Origin of the sequence: Roseomonas indoligenes (assembly GCF_017813365.1) — a bacterium.
Lineage (GTDB): Bacteria > Pseudomonadota > Alphaproteobacteria > Acetobacterales > Acetobacteraceae > Roseomonas > Roseomonas indoligenes.
Window position 1 is genome coordinate 296,045 of record NZ_JAGIZA010000002.1, and the last position, 14,404, is coordinate 310,448.

13 protein-coding genes are annotated in these 14,404 nt (G+C 69.1%); 8 read left to right on the forward strand and 5 right to left on the reverse strand.

Translation table 11 applies throughout. From position 1 onward, the window contains the following. Positions 1-2: 2 nt before the first annotated feature. On the reverse strand, positions 3-656 hold the full coding sequence (locus J5Y10_RS03715; protein ID WP_209370837.1) for a hypothetical protein: 654 nt from the start codon (positions 654-656) through the stop codon (positions 3-5). Positions 657-743: 87 nt separating this feature from the next. Here J5Y10_RS03715 and J5Y10_RS03720 point away from each other — a divergent pair, with 87 nt between their 5' ends. The 7 genes from J5Y10_RS03720 to J5Y10_RS03750 all read left to right on the forward strand — a co-directional run bounded on the left by J5Y10_RS03720 (position 744) and on the right by J5Y10_RS03750 (position 8,431). Then, entirely contained in the window at positions 744-1,784 is a 1,041-nt protein-coding gene (locus J5Y10_RS03720) for an amino acid ABC transporter substrate-binding protein (RefSeq protein ID WP_209370839.1), read from the forward strand. Further along, positions 1,742-2,626 carry an endonuclease/exonuclease/phosphatase family protein gene (locus tag J5Y10_RS03725; RefSeq protein WP_342452828.1) on the forward strand — a complete coding sequence of 295 codons (885 nt, stop codon included), beginning with the start codon at positions 1,742-1,744 and terminating at the stop codon, positions 2,624-2,626. Before J5Y10_RS03720 ends, J5Y10_RS03725 begins: the two co-directional genes overlap by 43 nt. A gap of 45 nt (positions 2,627-2,671) precedes the next feature. Next, positions 2,672-3,556, forward strand: a complete 885-nt coding sequence (locus tag J5Y10_RS03730; RefSeq protein WP_209370841.1) for a PPK2 family polyphosphate kinase — start codon at positions 2,672-2,674, stop codon at positions 3,554-3,556. A 179-nt stretch (positions 3,557-3,735) separates the two neighbouring features. Further along, positions 3,736-4,494 carry a gluconate 2-dehydrogenase subunit 3 family protein gene (locus tag J5Y10_RS03735; RefSeq protein WP_209370843.1) on the forward strand — a complete coding sequence of 253 codons (759 nt, stop codon included), beginning with the start codon at positions 3,736-3,738 and terminating at the stop codon, positions 4,492-4,494. Then, positions 4,494-6,263: a GMC family oxidoreductase gene (locus J5Y10_RS03740; RefSeq protein ID WP_209370845.1), complete on the forward strand. Its 1,770-nt coding sequence runs from the start codon at positions 4,494-4,496 to the stop codon at positions 6,261-6,263. The genes J5Y10_RS03735 and J5Y10_RS03740 overlap by 1 nt, the downstream gene beginning before the upstream one ends. Further along, positions 6,263-7,531, forward strand: a complete 1,269-nt coding sequence (locus J5Y10_RS03745) for a c-type cytochrome (protein ID WP_209370846.1) — start codon at positions 6,263-6,265, stop codon at positions 7,529-7,531. The genes J5Y10_RS03740 and J5Y10_RS03745 overlap by 1 nt, the downstream gene beginning before the upstream one ends. Positions 7,532-7,582: 51 nt before the next feature. Beyond that, positions 7,583-8,431, forward strand: a complete 849-nt coding sequence (locus J5Y10_RS03750) for an alpha/beta hydrolase (RefSeq protein ID WP_209370848.1) — start codon at positions 7,583-7,585, stop codon at positions 8,429-8,431. 85 nt (positions 8,432-8,516) lie between these two features. Here J5Y10_RS03750 and J5Y10_RS03755 read toward each other — a convergent pair whose 3' ends face one another. From J5Y10_RS03755 to J5Y10_RS03770, 4 genes are all read right to left on the reverse strand, one after another. Then, positions 8,517-8,990, reverse strand: coding sequence for a hypothetical protein (locus J5Y10_RS03755; protein ID WP_209370850.1), 474 nt, complete (start codon positions 8,988-8,990; stop codon positions 8,517-8,519). 50 nt (positions 8,991-9,040) lie between these two features. Further along, positions 9,041-11,434 (reverse strand): ATP-dependent Clp protease ATP-binding subunit ClpA, encoded by a 2,394-nt coding sequence (gene clpA / locus J5Y10_RS03760; RefSeq protein WP_209370851.1) that lies wholly within the window; start codon positions 11,432-11,434, stop codon positions 9,041-9,043. A gap of 186 nt (positions 11,435-11,620) precedes the next feature. Continuing rightward, on the reverse strand, positions 11,621-12,052 hold the full coding sequence (gene clpS / locus J5Y10_RS03765) for an ATP-dependent Clp protease adapter ClpS (protein WP_209370852.1): 432 nt from the start codon (positions 12,050-12,052) through the stop codon (positions 11,621-11,623). 273 nt (positions 12,053-12,325) lie between these two features. Next, complete coding sequence (locus tag J5Y10_RS03770; protein ID WP_209370853.1) at positions 12,326-12,847, reverse strand: phasin family protein; 522 nt, start codon at positions 12,845-12,847, stop codon at positions 12,326-12,328. Positions 12,848-13,165: 318 nt separating this feature from the next. Between J5Y10_RS03770 and J5Y10_RS03775 the strand changes: the two genes are divergently transcribed. Then, the gene (locus J5Y10_RS03775) at positions 13,166-14,401 is read left to right on the forward strand and encodes a D-alanyl-D-alanine carboxypeptidase family protein (protein ID WP_245214279.1); all 1,236 of its coding nucleotides are present in this window, start codon (positions 13,166-13,168) and stop codon (positions 14,399-14,401) included. Positions 14,402-14,404 lie beyond the last annotated feature (3 nt).

The following is a 14,404-nucleotide window of genomic DNA, read 5'->3' on the forward strand; positions in this document are numbered from 1 at the left end:
CCTCAGCCGCCCCGCGCGGTGCCCAGCGCGTCCGCCAGCGCGCGCAGATGCCCGGCCGGAACGGCGGTCTCGACGAAGGATGCGTTCCCATCGATCCGCACCCGCAGCCCGTTCCCGGCGGCCGCCTGCCGCACCGCTTCCTCGGGTACAGCCAGCAGCAGCGTTTCCACGTAGAGGCAGCCCGAGATCCCCGCGCAGTCGGTGCTGCGCCCGACCACCCGCACCGGAATGTCTCCGCCGCCCCGGCTCTCCGCGCGCGAGAACCCGCCGTAGCCCCGCGCATTGCTGACGGTGACGAGAAGGCTCGTCCGCGCCTTCCCCGTCGCATCCTGCCGCTCCGCGCCCAGGCTCGTGACGATGATGGGCAGGCTGCCCTGCGATCCCGTCTGCAACCGGGGCGAGACAGTCAGGATCGTCACGCCGCGATCCACCGCGCGCTGCGACTGCACGCTCGCCGGCCGCTCCGATGCCCCTCCGCGCCCCATGCCGCGCGCGTCCAGGCTCGCACCGGGCGCCATCCCGCGAACCGCGTCGCGATCCGGTGCCTCCGCGCAGCCCGCCGCGCCGAGAATCAGCAGCGCGGCCCAGAGGCGGCGGGCTGGGAGGGAGAGGCCGTGCGTCACGCGAATCTTCCGTTCGATGCGGGGCGCCAGCATAGCCGAATCCACCCTGGCGCGCCGCTTGCGTTGACAGCCCCGCCGCCGCGCCGCCCGATGCCGGCCCTGTCCCTCTGGAGATTCGCCATGCCTGCCTCCCGCCCCCTCGGCCTGTGGCGCCTCCTCCCGGGCCTGGCCCTCGCCGCGGCCCTCCTCGCGCCGGTGATGGCGGAAGCCGCCGAACCATCTCCCACCGTCCAGGCCATCCGCGCGCGTGGCCGCCTGGTCTGCGGCATGCAGGGCGACAACCCGCCTTTCTCTGTCCCGGACGGACAGGGCGTGTGGCGCGGGATCGACGTCACCTCCTGCCGGGCGCTGGCCGCCGCCGTGCTGGGCGACCCGGACAAGGTCACCATCCGCCCCGTCACCGGCCTCACCCGCTTCCCCTCCGTGCAGAGCGGGGAGGTGGACGTGCTCTTCGGCAGCACCACCTGGGTCACCACGCGGGAAACGGCGCTCGGCCTCTCCTTTGCCAGCACGAACTACTACAGCGGGCAGGGCTTCCTCGTCCGCACCTCGCTCGGGGTGCAGCACGTGAAGGACCTGAACGGCGCCTCCATCTGCGTGCCCCCGGGCTCCACCACGGAACTGGTGCTGCAGGACTGGTTCCGGCAGCACGACGGCACCTTCCAGCCCGTCATCATCGACGACCCCAACCAGATCCAGGCCGCCTTCCTCTCCGGGCGGTGCGACGCCTACACGCGCGACCTCACCGGCCTGGCCGGTTTCCGCGCGCGCCAGACCAACCCCTCCGAGTTCCTTCTGCTGCCGGAGTTCATCTCCATGGAGCCGCTCGGCGCCTTCGTCCGCAAGGGCGACAATGCCTGGTTCGACGTGGTGCGCTGGACCGGCTACGCCCTCGTCGCCGCGGAGCAGATGGGCGTGACGGGCCACAACATCGAGGAGCAGAAGCGCTCCCCTTCGCCCGACGTGCGTCGCCTCCTGGGCGTGGAGGGCGAGGTCGGCCCCTCCATGGGCCTGGACCGGGAATGGGCCGCCCGTGCCATCCGCGCTGCCGGCAACTACGGCGAGGCCTGGGATCGCGACATCAAGCCCATGGGCATCGAGCGTGGCCTGAACCGCCTGTGGAACGAGGGCGGGCTGCAGTTCTCGCCGCCGCTGCGGTGATCGCCCGCGCCCTCCTCGCGCTGATCCTCCTCGCCGCCCCCGCCGGGGCGGCGGAGCTGAAGCTCGCCACCTGGAACATGGAATGGCTCACCGCGCGCCCCGCGGGCGATCCCGCCCTGCCGCGCGACGTGGTGCGGCGGGACGCGGCCGACCTCGTGCGCCTCCGCGCCTATGCCGCCCGGCTCGAAGCCGACGTACTGGCGATCCAGGAAGTGGACGGACCCGAGGCCGCCGCCCTCGTCCTCGATCCCGCCCGCTGGCAATTCTTCTTCCCCGATGAGCGCGACGTGCAGCGCGCAGGTATCGCCGTCCGCCGCGGCCTTCCCGCCCGCCGGAACCCGGACCTCGCCGGGCTGGACCTGAGCCCGGAGGCCCGCTTCTCCCTCCGCCGCGGCGCGGACGTGACGGTGGGGGAGGGAGCCTCGGCGCTGCGCGTCCTCTCCCTCCACCTGCAATCCGGCTGCCGGGAGCCGGATGACCGCGGCCGGGAATGCGACAACATCGCCCGCCAGGCCGCCGTGCTCGCCGGCTGGATCGCGGATCGCCGGGCGGCCGGGGAAGCCTTCGCCATCGCCGGCGACTTCAACCGCCGCTTCGACCGCGACACCACGATCTTCCCCGCGCTGGAGAGCGCCGCGCCGCTCACTCGCGCCACCGCCGGCCGTTCCAACCCCTGCTGGGGTGGGCGTCCCTTCATCGACCACATCCTCCTCGGCGGCCCCGCCCGTGGCTGGATGGCGCCGAACAGCCTGCGCTTGATGGTCTATGCGGAGCGCGGCCCGGAATGGCGCGGCCGCCTCTCCGACCACTGCCCCGTCAGCATCCGCCTCGACATCCCCTGAGGCAGTCGCGCGTTCGGAGTGGACCGAACCGCGCGAGAACCCGCCATGAGCAAGTCCCCCGTCCACGCTTTCGCCGAAGCCTGCCGCGTGACCACGGGCAAGGGCTTCGCCCTGTCCCACTATCCCACCGACGACAATGGCGGCCTCGACCTCGGCAAGAAGGACGGGGAGGCGATGCTGGAAGCCACCGTCGCCCGCATCGCGGAGCAGCAGGGGCGCCTTTACGCCGATGCCCACTGGTCCGTGCTCTGCATTTTCCAGGCGACCGATACGGCCGGGAAGGACGGGGCCATCAAGCACGTCTTCTCCGGCGTGAACCCGGCGGGCATGCAGGTGGAGTCCTTCTCCGCCCCCAGCACGCTGGAGCGCTCCCACGGCTTTCTCTGGCGGCACGACGTGGCGCTGCCCCGCCGAGGCCGCATCGGCGTCCACAACCGCTCCTGGTACGAGGAGGTGCTGGTCCCGCGCGTCCAGCCCGCCATCCTCCAGGGTTCGTCGATCCCCCCGAAGCTGCTCGGCCCGGAGATCTGGCAGGAGCGGCTGGAGGATATCGCGTCGCATGAGCGCTACCTCTCGCGCCAGGGCATGCTGGTCCTGAAGTTCTTCCTCCATCTCGGTGAGGAGGAGCAGCGCCAGCGCCTGCTGGCCCGCATCGAGGAGCCCACGAAGAATTGGAAGTTCCAGGCCGGCGACCTCGCCGACCGCTCCCGCTACGCCGACTACATGGCCGCATACGAGGACGCCATCCGCGCCACCGCCGCGCCCCATGCCCCCTGGTTCGTCATCCCCGCGGACCGGAAATGGCTCGCGCGCCTCCTCGTCGCGGAGGTGGTAGCCTCCGCGATGGAGTCGCTGGACCTGAAGTTCCCAGAGCTCGATTCGGCCGGTGAAGCGGCGCTTCTGCGCGCACGCGACGCACTCGCAACGTGACCACGCAATCGTGAATCCGCCAACTCCCCTTTCTACAGGCGGAACTTCGGCCAGGCATGCCGGCTCAGGGGCAAGGGTTAACACAACGAAATGCGCTCGCCCCCGACGTGGCAGCAACCTGGGCGCGCTCCGCTCCTTGGAGCCGTGAAAGCCGGCCACTCCGCGCGCAAAGGGTTCCCATGTCCGACGAGCGTCTCTCCCGAAGAACCCTTCTATCCGCCACCACGGCGCTGTTCGGCCTGGTGGGCACGGCCGATGCGCGCACGGTCACGGGCCTGCCCTATCTGGGCAACGAGGTTTACCCGCCCACCCAGGCGAGGCCGGGCCCATGGCTCTTCTTCACCGCGGATGAGGCCGCGGCGGTGGAGGCGATCGTGGATCGTCTTATCCCGCCCGACGATCTCAGCCCGGGCGGCAAGGACTCCGGCTGCGCGATCTTCATCGACCGCCAACTCGCCGGCCCCTATGGCCGCAACGAGGGCATGTACATGCAGGGCCCCTGGTCCACGAGCCCGCTTCCCACCCAAGGTTATCAGAACCAGCTGAACTTCGCGGAGCAGTATCGCCGCGGTCTCGCTGGCCTCGCCGCGCATGTCGCCCGCAACTTCGGCAACCGTAAGGTGCAGCAGCTTTCCGCCGAGGAGCTGGATCGCCTCATCACCTCCATGGAGAAGCGCGAGGCGAACACGCCCGAGTTCAACGGCAGCAACTTCTTCGAGCTGATCTACAACAACACGATGGAAGGCTTTTTCGCCGATCCCATCTACGGCGGGAACAAGGACATGGTCGGCTGGAGGCTCATCGGTTTTCCGGGGACGCGGTATGACTACCGCGACGTCATCGCTCAGCCGAACCGGCGCTACACCCTGCCGCCCGTCAGCCTGATCGGCCGGCCCGAATGGGACCGCCCGGCGGCGAGCCAGGGGGCACGCGGCTGATGCGCCGTCTTCCCCGCAAGGACGCCGTCATCATCGGCCTCGGCTGGACCGGCGCCATCATGGGCTACGAGCTCTGCCAGGCCGGCCTGCAGGTCGTGGCGCTGGAGCGCGGCCCGTGGCGCGACACGGCGAGTGACTTCAACATCGGCACGGCGCCCGACGAGCTGCGCTACGGCATCCGCGGCGAGCTCTTCGTCAACAACTCGCAGGACACCGTGACGGCGCGGAACACCCTGGACCAGGTGGCGCTGCCCATCCGCAAATGGGGCAGCTTCCTGCCGGGCAACGGCGTGGGCGGTGCCGGCGTGCACTGGAACGGCCACACCTGGCGCTTCCTGCCGAGCGACTTTAACATCCGCAGCCACTACCTGGAGCGCTACGGCGAGGGGATCTTCCCCGAGAACCACATGATCCAGGACTGGGGCGTCAGCTACGATGAGCTGGAGCCTTACTACGACAAGTTCGAATACCTCGCCGGCATCTCCGGCCAAGCCGGCAACATCAAGGGCCAGATCCAGCCCGGTGGGAACCCTTTCGAGGGCTGGCGCAGCCGCGCCTACCCCACGCCGCCGCTGAAGGGCCAGCACGCGCAGGACATCTTCACCAAGGCCGCGACCGAACTGGGCTTCAAGCCCTTCCCGCTGCCCTCGGCCAATATGTCTCAGGCCTATACCAACCCGCTTGGCGTCACCCTCGCGCCCTGCTCCTACTGCGGCTTCTGCGAGCGCTTCGGCTGCGCGAACTACTCCAAGTCCTCGCCGCAGACGACGATCCTGCCCGTGCTCATGCGCCATCCCGGCTTCGAGGCGCGCGTCCAGTGCGAGGTCGTGCGCGTCCTCAAGAGTGCGGACGGCAAGACCGCAACCGGCGTCGTCTATGTCGATGCCCAGGGCGAGGAGTACGAGCAGCCGGCCGACCTCGTCATCATGGCGGCCTACCAGCTCTGGAACGTGCGGCTGATGCTCTATTCCGGCATCGGCAAGCCCTATGACCCGAGTTCGGGGGAGGGTGTGGTGGGCAAGAACTACGCCTATCAGGCCAATTCCGCGGTGAACGGCTTCTTCGACAACACCCACGCCTTCAATCACTGGGCAGGCGCCGGCTCGCTCGGCACCACGGCGGATGAGTACAACGGCGACAACTTCGACCACGGCGGCCTGAACTTCGTCGGCGGCGCGAATATCAACTGCACCAGCTTCCACGCCCGCGCAATCTCCGCGCGACCCGTGCCTCCCGGCACGCCGCGCTGGGGCAGCGCCTGGAAGAAGGCGACGCGGGACAACTACAACATCACCGCCAATGTCGGCAGCCAGGGCAGCGTCATGTCCTTCCGGGACAACTACCTGGACCTGGACCCGACCTATAAGGACCGGCTCGGCCGGCCGCTGCTCCGCATGACCTTCGACTTCAAGCCGAACGAGGAGCGCATGTCCGCCTACGTCACCGAGAAGATGGTGCCGATCATGCGGGCCATGGGCGCCAAGCAGATCGTGGCGACACCGAAGAAGGGTCCCTGGAACGTCGTGCCCTACCAGACCACCCACAACACCGGCGGCGCGGTCATGGGCGACAATCCCCGCACCTCGGCTATCAACAAGTACCTGCAGGTCTGGGACATGCCGAACGTCTTCGTCCTCGGCGCCTCCGCCTTCCCGCAGAACGCCGGCTACAACCCGACGGGCACGGTCGGCGCGCTCACCTATCACGCGGCCGATGCCATCATTAACCAGTACCTGAAGAACCCCGGTCAGCCGCTGGTGCAGGCCTAATGCGCGCCCCGTCCCTCAAGGCCGGCCTCCTCGCGGCGGCGACCGGCCTCGCCGCCCTCACCCTCGGCCCTGCGCCGGAGGCGGCGCCCGATAACTTCGATGCCGTCGAGCGCGGTCGCTACCTCGTCATCCTCGGCGACTGCGTGGCCTGTCATATGAACCCGAACGGGAACCATGATGGATCGCAGGGCTTCGTCGGTGGCCGCCCGATCGAGACGCCCTTCGGCCTGATCGCCACCCCCAACATCACCCCGGACCGCGGGACGGGCATCGGCACCTGGAGCGCGGACGAGTTCTACCGCGCCATGCACGAGGGCATCCGCCCCGGCGGCGCGCGCCTCTACCCCGCCTTCCCCTATACCTATTTCACGAAGATGACCCGCGGGGACGTGGACTCGATCTACGCCTACCTGAACACGCTGGAGCCGGTCCACAACCCGGTGGACCGCAACACGCTGCCCTTCCCCTTCAACATCCGCGCCTCCATGCTCGCCTGGAACGCGATGTTCTTCGAGCCCGGCGAGTTCCGCCCGGACCCCAACCGCTCGCCCGAGTGGAATCGCGGCGCCTATATCGTGGAAGGCCCTGCCCATTGCGGCGCCTGCCATACGCCGAAGAACATGCTGGGCGGCGACCGCAACAGCGAGCACTTCGCCGGCGGCCCGCTGCAAGGCTGGTTCGCCGCCAGCATCACCAACGACCAGCGCCTCGGGCTCGGCAGCTGGAGCATCGACGAGATTGTCGAGTACCTGAAGACTGGCCGCAACGCCCGCAGCGCCGCCTCCGGCCCGATGGCAGAGGTGGTGGAGTACTCCACCGGGCTGATGACGGATGCCGATCTGCGCGCCATCGCCGTCTACCTGAAGGAACCGCCCCAGCCGGCCCCCGCATCGCCCGCCCGCACCCCGGTCGCCGCCACCGACGACCGGATGAAGATCGGCGAGGCCATCTACACGGACCGCTGCATGGCCTGCCACACCGGCGGCGGGCAGGGGGTGCCGAACATGTTCCCCCGCCTCGCCGGCAGTCAGGTGGTGCAGCAGGAGGGCAGCGAGACGGTGCTGCGTGTGGTGATGCAGGGCGTTCGCGCCGCCTACACGCCGCACGCTCCCACCTCGCCCGCGATGCCCGCCTTCGCCTGGCGCCTGAACGACGACCAGGTGGCGGCGGTGACGACCTATATCCGCAACGCCTGGGGCAACGCGGCCCCGGCCGTGTCCCCGGGGGACGCGGCGCATATGCGGCGCCTGCTCGAGGATAGGCCCTAAGGCCATTTCCGGGAGCGCAACACGGCGGCGCCGCGCCGCGTTGCGCTCCCGATGATCTCACGCCGCCTTCTCCTCGCCGCTGCCCTCCCGGTGGCCGGCTGCTCCGCCCTCGACCTCGCCAATAACCTGACCCCGGGGGGCGGCACGGCCCTCCAGGCCGGCATCCCCTACGGGCCGGGCGAGCGGGGCCGCTACGACCTCTACACGCCGGAGGGTGCGGGACCGGAGGCGCCGCTGATTGTCTTCTTCTACGGTGGCGGATGGACCTCCGGCTCGCGCGGGGACTACGGCTTCGTCGCACGCCCGCTCGCCTCGCTCGGCGCCCTGGTCGCCGTGCCGGATTACCGCCTCTTCCCCGAGACCCGCTGGCCCGGTTTCGTCGAGGACGGGGCGGCCGCCGTGAAAGCGGCCCTTCTAGGCCCCGGTGCCGGCCGCAGGGTTATCCTCATGGGGCATTCCGCGGGAGCCTTCATCGCCCTGGCCCTGGCGCTGGATCCGCGCTGGCTCGGCCCCGCGCGCGACGGTCTGGCGGGCGCCATCGGCTTGGCCGGGCCTTATGAGTTCGGGCCGGAGGACGATCCGAAGGGAATCTTCGCCGCAGCGCCCAATGCCCGCGCCAGGGCCACCCCGGAGCCGCCGGAGCTTATGGCCGGCGCCCCGCCGCTCCTGCTGCTCCAGGGAGAGGCCGACGAGACCGTGCGCCCGGCCCAGGCCACGCGGCTCTCGGCCCTGGCCCGGGCGCAGGGGATTACGGTCGAAGCCCATCTCTACCCGGGCCTCGGACATATCGGGATCGTCGCCGCCCTGGCCAGCCCGGTTCGGACGCTGGGACTGGAAGGGGCGCCGGTGCTGAAGGATGTCGGGCAATGGCTGGCACGGCTTCCGCCACGCCGGCCCTGACTGCGTCCAGCCAACCGGGACCTCGTCCAACCCAGGCAATCCACGTCTCCCAATCCAGCCGGGATGGGCAAGGGGCCATTCTGGATTAAACAGATTCGACGCGGATGTCCTTCGGATTGGGCCAACCCACCTCCGGCCGAATCGTCAGCCGGCCGACACCCTTCCGCATGGGCGCGATCATCAGGGGGTCTTCGTCCGGATGCTCGAGCATCCAGCTATGGATGGCGACCAGCGCCTCCATCCGGCTCTCCCCGTTGATGGCATAGACGCCATCACCGTGGGCAAACTGGGCGATCGGCTGGCCGGGCACTCCGTAGGCGCCATCCAGCCGGTCCCAGCCCGGATTGGCCGCCATGCGCGGCAGGGCGACCTGCTCCAGCAAAGCCATGAAGTCGGGGTGGATGCGGCGCAAGCTGCTCTCGCCCGCCTCTGCACCCTCCTCGTCCTCGCCGCCAAACTCGTCCAGCGCCGAGGACCTCTTCAAGGAGCGCTTCTGCGCATAACGCAGAAGCGCTCCGAGCATCAGGAACGCGACCATAATAGGGCCCGCGATCGACATCAGTGATTGTAAGCGGCCCATACCCTCTCCTCAGCGATGCCAGGCCGAGTTTAGCCCGCCGCTTCGGGCTCCCGTTCCGCCTCGCCGTCGCCGTCGTTCCCGCCGCCGTCCTGCCCGTGACGGCCCTCTTCGGGCTTGGGCAGGGCCGGCGGGGGCGCCTCGGCCACGTCGAAGGTCAGCGACCCGTCCTTCAGGCCGACCTTCACCGCGCCACCCTTCACCAGCTTGCCGAAGAGCAGCTCCTCGGCCAGCGGCTTCTTGATGTACTCCTGGATCACGCGGGCCAGGGGCCGCGCGCCATAGAGCCGGTCGTAGCCCTTCTCGGCCAGCCACTCCTTGGCGGCCGAGGACAGCTCGATCGTCACGTTCCGGTCCGCGAGCTGGGCCTCCAGCTGCATCACGAACTTCTCGACCACGCTGCCGACGATCTCCTGAGAGAGGCCGGCGAAGGGAACGATGGCGTCCAGGCGGTTGCGGAACTCCGGCGTGAACATCCGGTTGATCGCCTCCGTGTCCTCGCCGACCCGGACGGCACTGCCGAAGCCGATGGCGGGCTTCGCCATGTCGGCCGCACCGGCATTCGTCGTCATGATCAGGATGACGTTGCGGAAATCGACCGTCTTGCCGTTGTGGTCCGTCAGCTTCCCGTGGTCCATCACCTGCAACAGGATGTTGTAGAGATCCTGGTGCGCCTTCTCGATCTCGTCGAGCAGGAGCACGGCGTGCGGGTGCTGGTCGATGCTGTCCGTCAGCAACCCGCCCTGGTCGAAGCCCACATAGCCCGGGGGCGCGCCGATGAGCCGGCTGATGCTGTGCCGCTCCATGTACTCGGACATGTCGAAGCGGATCAGCTCGATGCCGAGCGTCTTGGCGAGCTGCTTGGCCACCTCCGTCTTGCCGACGCCCGTGGGGCCGGAGAACAGGTAGTTGCCGATCGGCTTCTCGGGGTCGCGCAGCCCGGCCCGGGCCAGCTTGATCGCGGCCGAGAGGGCCTCGATCGCCTGGTCCTGGCCGAAGACCATGGACTTCAGGTCGCGCTCCAGGCTCTTGAGCGTCTCCTTGTCGTCCGTGGACACGCTCTTGGGTGGGATCCGCGCGATCTTCGCGACGATGTTCTCCACATCCTGGAGCGTGACGGTCTTCTTCCGCTTGCCCTCGGGCAGCAGCATGCGGGAGGCGCCGACCTCGTCGATCACGTCGATCGCCTTGTCCGGCAGCTTCCGGTCGTGGATGTACTTCGCCGAGAGCTCCACCGCCGCGCGGATGGCCTCCGGCGTGTACTTCACCTTGTGGTGCTTCTCGTAGTTGACCTTCAGGCCCTGCAGGATCTTCACCGCGTCCTCGACCGACGGCTCGTTCACGTCAATCTTCTGGAAGCGACGGACCAGCGCGCGGTCCTTCTCGAAGTGCTGCCGGTACTCCTTGTAGGTGGTGGAGCCGATGCAGCGCAGCGTGCCCTGGGCCAGGGCCGGCTTAAGCAGGTTGGAAGCGTCCATCGCGCCGCCGCTCGTCGCGCCGGCACCGATCACCGTGTGGATCTCGTCGATGAACAGGATGGCGCCGGGCTGCTGCTCCAGCTCGTTCACCACCGCCTTCAGCCGCTCCTCGAAGTCACCGCGGTAGCGGGTGCCAGCCAGAAGCGAGCCCATGTCCAGCGCGTAGATGGTGGACTTGAGCAGGACCTCCGGCACGTCCTCCTCGATGATCCGCTTCGCCAGGCCCTCGGCGATGGCGGTTTTGCCCACGCCCGGGTCACCCACATAGAGCGGGTTGTTCTTCGTCCGGCGGCAGAGGATCTGGATTGTGCGGTCGATCTCCTCCGCACGCCCGATCAGCGGGTCGATCTTGCCCTGGCCAGCCTTCTTGTTGAGGTTGACGCAGTAGTTCGACAGCGCATCGCCGCCGCGCTTGGCGCCGCCCTCGCGCCGCTCCTCGTTGCCGCGGCCCTCACCCTCGCCGTCGCCATCCTTGCCCGCATTGCCCTGCACGGGGCGGGTGGTGCTGCGGCCCGGGGCCTTGGCAATGCCGTGGGAGATGAAGTTCACCGCGTCCAGCCGCGTCATGTCCTGCAGCTGCAGGAAGTAGACGGCATGGCTCTCGCGCTCGGAGAACAGGGCGACAAGCACGTTGGCGCCCGTCACCTCGTCCCGGCCGGAGGACTGGACATGGATGGCAGCGCGCTGGACCACGCGCTGGAAGCCGGCGGTCGGCTTCGGGTCGCCCCCACGGTCGGTCACCAGCCCCGCCAGGTCCTTGTCCAGGAACTCGGCTAGGTCGCGCTTCAGCTTGTCGACATCCACGCCGCAGGCGCGGAGCACGGTCGTCGCGTCCGTGTCCTCGGCGAGGCTCAGCAGCAGGTGCTCGAGGGTCGCGTACTCGTGGCGGCGTTCGCTCGCCAGTCCGAGGGCGCGGTGGAGCGTCTGTTCAAGGTTACGGGACAGCATAATCGACGCTCCCCTGTGTCAACGGCCGCCGGGATCTCCCGCAGGGCGTCCCCCTGGACGCGAAGCTTGAGGCGACCGCAACTTTCAGTCTCTCAGTCATATTGTGACCCATTCCCCGAACGCCGAGGGGAGAGGTCGGTTACGCCTTGTTTCACCGGAGGGTCATTCTCTTCCACGCCCCCCGACTCAGTCCTTCTCGATGGTGCACTGGAGAGGGTGCTGGTTTTGCCTCGCCAGGTCCATCACCTGCGTCACCTTCGTCTCGGCGACCTCGTAGGTGAAGACCCCGCAGACGCCCACGCCACGCCGGTGGACGTGCAGCATGATCTGGGTCGCCTGGTCCCGGTTCTTCTGGAAGAAGCGCTCCAGCACGTGAACGACGAACTCCATCGGCGTGTAGTCGTCGTTCAGCATGAGGACCTTGTACATGGTCGGCTTGCGCGTCCGCGGGCGCGCCTTGACCACCACCCCCGTATTCGGCCCGCCATCCCCGGTCCCGCCATCGCCCGGCGGGGTATTGGGCCCGGTTGGGGTATTGCCCCGGTCCGGGCCTCCCTTGCCGGGATCCTCGGGGTTACTGCCCGGGCCGCAGCTCGGGCGCATGTCCTGCTCTGTCATCGCCCCGCCATGCTCTCACGGATTGCCGGCTTGCCAAAGGCCACCGTCTCTCCCGCACCTGATATCCGGACTGAGGATATGGATCGCGCCGCGTGAGGTGAAGCCTCTCGACGCAACCGCGATATGGGGGCGCCTGCCGCCGGGCGCCAGGGCCGGGCAGGGGCAGCCCTGGAATGCAAAAAAGCCCCGGCCCCCAGCCCCCTGGTGGGGCGGGTGGCCGGGGCCTTCGGATCGCCGGGCCGGTGGAGCATGCCCCACCGGCCCAAAAGCGGTTCAGGCCGCGAGCGGCTTGCCCATGCGCTCCATGGCGATGGAGACGCGCTGAGACACCGGGCCGGAAACCTGCTCGGCGAGGCGGAAGGAAGCTTCCTGGATCTTCGCCGTCTCGGACATCACCTTGTCCATGGCGCCGCGGGCGTAGGTGGTCTGGATGTCGGCGGCCTCCTTGAGGCTCTTCACGCCGGAAAGGGCGCGGGCGCCCTCCAGCGCGTGCTCGGTCAGGGCCTGCGCGAAGGAGAAGGCCTGGCGGCTGATGTCCTGCGTGCCCGTCATCCAGGTCTGCGCTACCTGGGCCATGATCTCGGCATTACCGCGCGAGAACTCGGCGAAGTCCTGGGCGGCCTTGCCGGCCTGCTCCATGGCGGTCTGCATGCCGGCGGTGCCAGCGGTGCCGGTCAGGCCGGCGAAGCCCGGCATCATGCGGGCGGCGGTGGCGGTGGTCGCCTCCGGCATCGGCTGGGCGGTGCTCACGGTCTCGGTCGCCAGACGAGCAACCTTGGGGGCCTCATTAGCCATGTGACTCTCTCCTTGGAACTTGTAGAGGCAGGCCATGATTGTCGCCATGGCTTTGCTGCGCTGCAACACGGGCCTTTTAGCGACCGCAACGACCTTCCGTCCACAAGAATTTTGCACTGCACCATCGATTTCGTTCCGGGCAAGCGCAACCTTTCCGGAACTTCAAAAATCGTGTAATTTCCGTTTTCTAAAGAGATTTCCTGCAACTTGCGGTGGACAGTCTGCTCGGCCCGCCTTTATCGTTATGGCCGGCCCGGCTGGGGGGTTGGGCCGGAACGGCGTCGGCGGTGGCCGCGTCGAGATCTAGGGGGAGCCTGCATGGCACAGGGTTTGGCGGCCGGACGCGGCCTTCGGGATGGCGATCGCCTGCCCGTGGCGCGGCCCAGGCGGGGGCGCTGGCTGGCTGCCCTGATCCCGGCCCTGATGGCGCTCGGCGCCGCCGCAACCCCGGCCTCCGCCCAGATCGGCAGCGAGCGCTACTCCTCCTTCATCATGGATGCCCGCACCGGCCAGGCCCTCGGCGGCGCCAGCATGGACGAGCCGCGCTACCCCGCCTCGCTCACGAAGATGATGACCCTCTACATGCTGTTCGAGGCGATGCGGGAGAACCGCATCACCATGAACAGCCGCATCTACATCAGCGAGGAGGCGAACAGCCGCCAGCCCTCCAAGCTCGGCGTCCCTCCGGGAATGACCATCCCGGTCGAGGTCGCGATCTACGCCCTGACCATGAAGTCCGCCAACGACGTGGCGGTCGCCATCGGCGAGGCGCTGGGCGGCAACGAGACCACCTTCGCCCAGATGATGACGCAGAAGGCGCGTCAGCTCGGCATGACGAACACCACTTTCCGCAACGCATCCGGCCTGCCGGACTGGGACCAGACCACCACGGCGCGCGACATGGCCACCCTCGGTCGCCGCCTCTTCATCGACTTCCCGGAGCGCTGGCACTACTTCGGCAACGCCAGCGTCCGCGTCGGCAACTACGCCTTCCGCAGCCACAACCGCATGATCGGCGAGTATGAGGGCGTGGACGGGGTGAAGACCGGCTACATCAACGCCTCCGGCTTCAACAACGTCGTTTCCGCCCAGCGCGGTGGCCAGCGCGTCTTCGTCTCCGTCTTCGGCGGCAATTCCTGGATCGAGCGGGACCGCCACGCGGCCATGCTGCTGGATGACGGCTTCGCCCGCCTCGGCGTGCAGCCCACCGCGCCCCGCATGCCGGAAGCCGCCGTCATGGCCCGCGCGCCCTCCGTCCTCGGCCGCGCCCAGGCCTCCACCCTCGCCTCCGTGCCGATCGCGCGCGTCTCGAACATCCGCCAGGTGTCCATGCGTGTCGCCCGCCCCGTGGCCGAGCCGGCCGCGCCCCGCGGGCGCCGCGCCATCGCCCTGCGGGCGGGAACGCGCGACAGCGCCGCCGCCACCCGCCGCGTGATGGAGCAGGGCGATGGCGGTCGCGTCCTCCGCGTCTCCACCGCCGTTCGCCGCCCGGCCGCTGTCGCAGCCGCCCCGGCCCGCCCGGCGGCGAAGGAGACCCGCCGCGCCCGGCGCTGAGCC

Bases quoted from the DNA above. Each gene is read 5' to 3' on its own strand.
- J5Y10_RS03715 (WP_209370837.1), bottom strand. From the start codon at position 656: ATGCTGGCGCCCCGCATCGAACGGAAGATTCGCGTGACGCACGGCCTC.
- J5Y10_RS03720 (WP_209370839.1), top strand. From the start codon at position 744: ATGCCTGCCTCCCGCCCCCTCGGCCTGTGGCGCCTCCTCCCGGGCCTG.
- J5Y10_RS03730 (WP_209370841.1), top strand. From the start codon at position 2,672: ATGAGCAAGTCCCCCGTCCACGCTTTCGCCGAAGCCTGCCGCGTGACC.
- J5Y10_RS03735 (WP_209370843.1), top strand. From the start codon at position 3,736: ATGTCCGACGAGCGTCTCTCCCGAAGAACCCTTCTATCCGCCACCACG.
- J5Y10_RS03740 (WP_209370845.1), top strand. From the start codon at position 4,494: ATGCGCCGTCTTCCCCGCAAGGACGCCGTCATCATCGGCCTCGGCTGG.
- J5Y10_RS03745 (WP_209370846.1), top strand. From the start codon at position 6,263: ATGCGCGCCCCGTCCCTCAAGGCCGGCCTCCTCGCGGCGGCGACCGGC.
- J5Y10_RS03750 (WP_209370848.1), top strand. From the start codon at position 7,583: ATGATCTCACGCCGCCTTCTCCTCGCCGCTGCCCTCCCGGTGGCCGGC.
- J5Y10_RS03755 (WP_209370850.1), bottom strand. From the start codon at position 8,990: ATGTCGATCGCGGGCCCTATTATGGTCGCGTTCCTGATGCTCGGAGCG.
- clpA (WP_209370851.1), bottom strand. From the start codon at position 11,434: ATGCTGTCCCGTAACCTTGAACAGACGCTCCACCGCGCCCTCGGACTG.
- clpS (WP_209370852.1), bottom strand. From the start codon at position 12,052: ATGACAGAGCAGGACATGCGCCCGAGCTGCGGCCCGGGCAGTAACCCC.
- J5Y10_RS03770 (WP_209370853.1), bottom strand. From the start codon at position 12,847: ATGGCTAATGAGGCCCCCAAGGTTGCTCGTCTGGCGACCGAGACCGTG.
- J5Y10_RS03775 (WP_245214279.1), top strand. From the start codon at position 13,166: ATGGCACAGGGTTTGGCGGCCGGACGCGGCCTTCGGGATGGCGATCGC.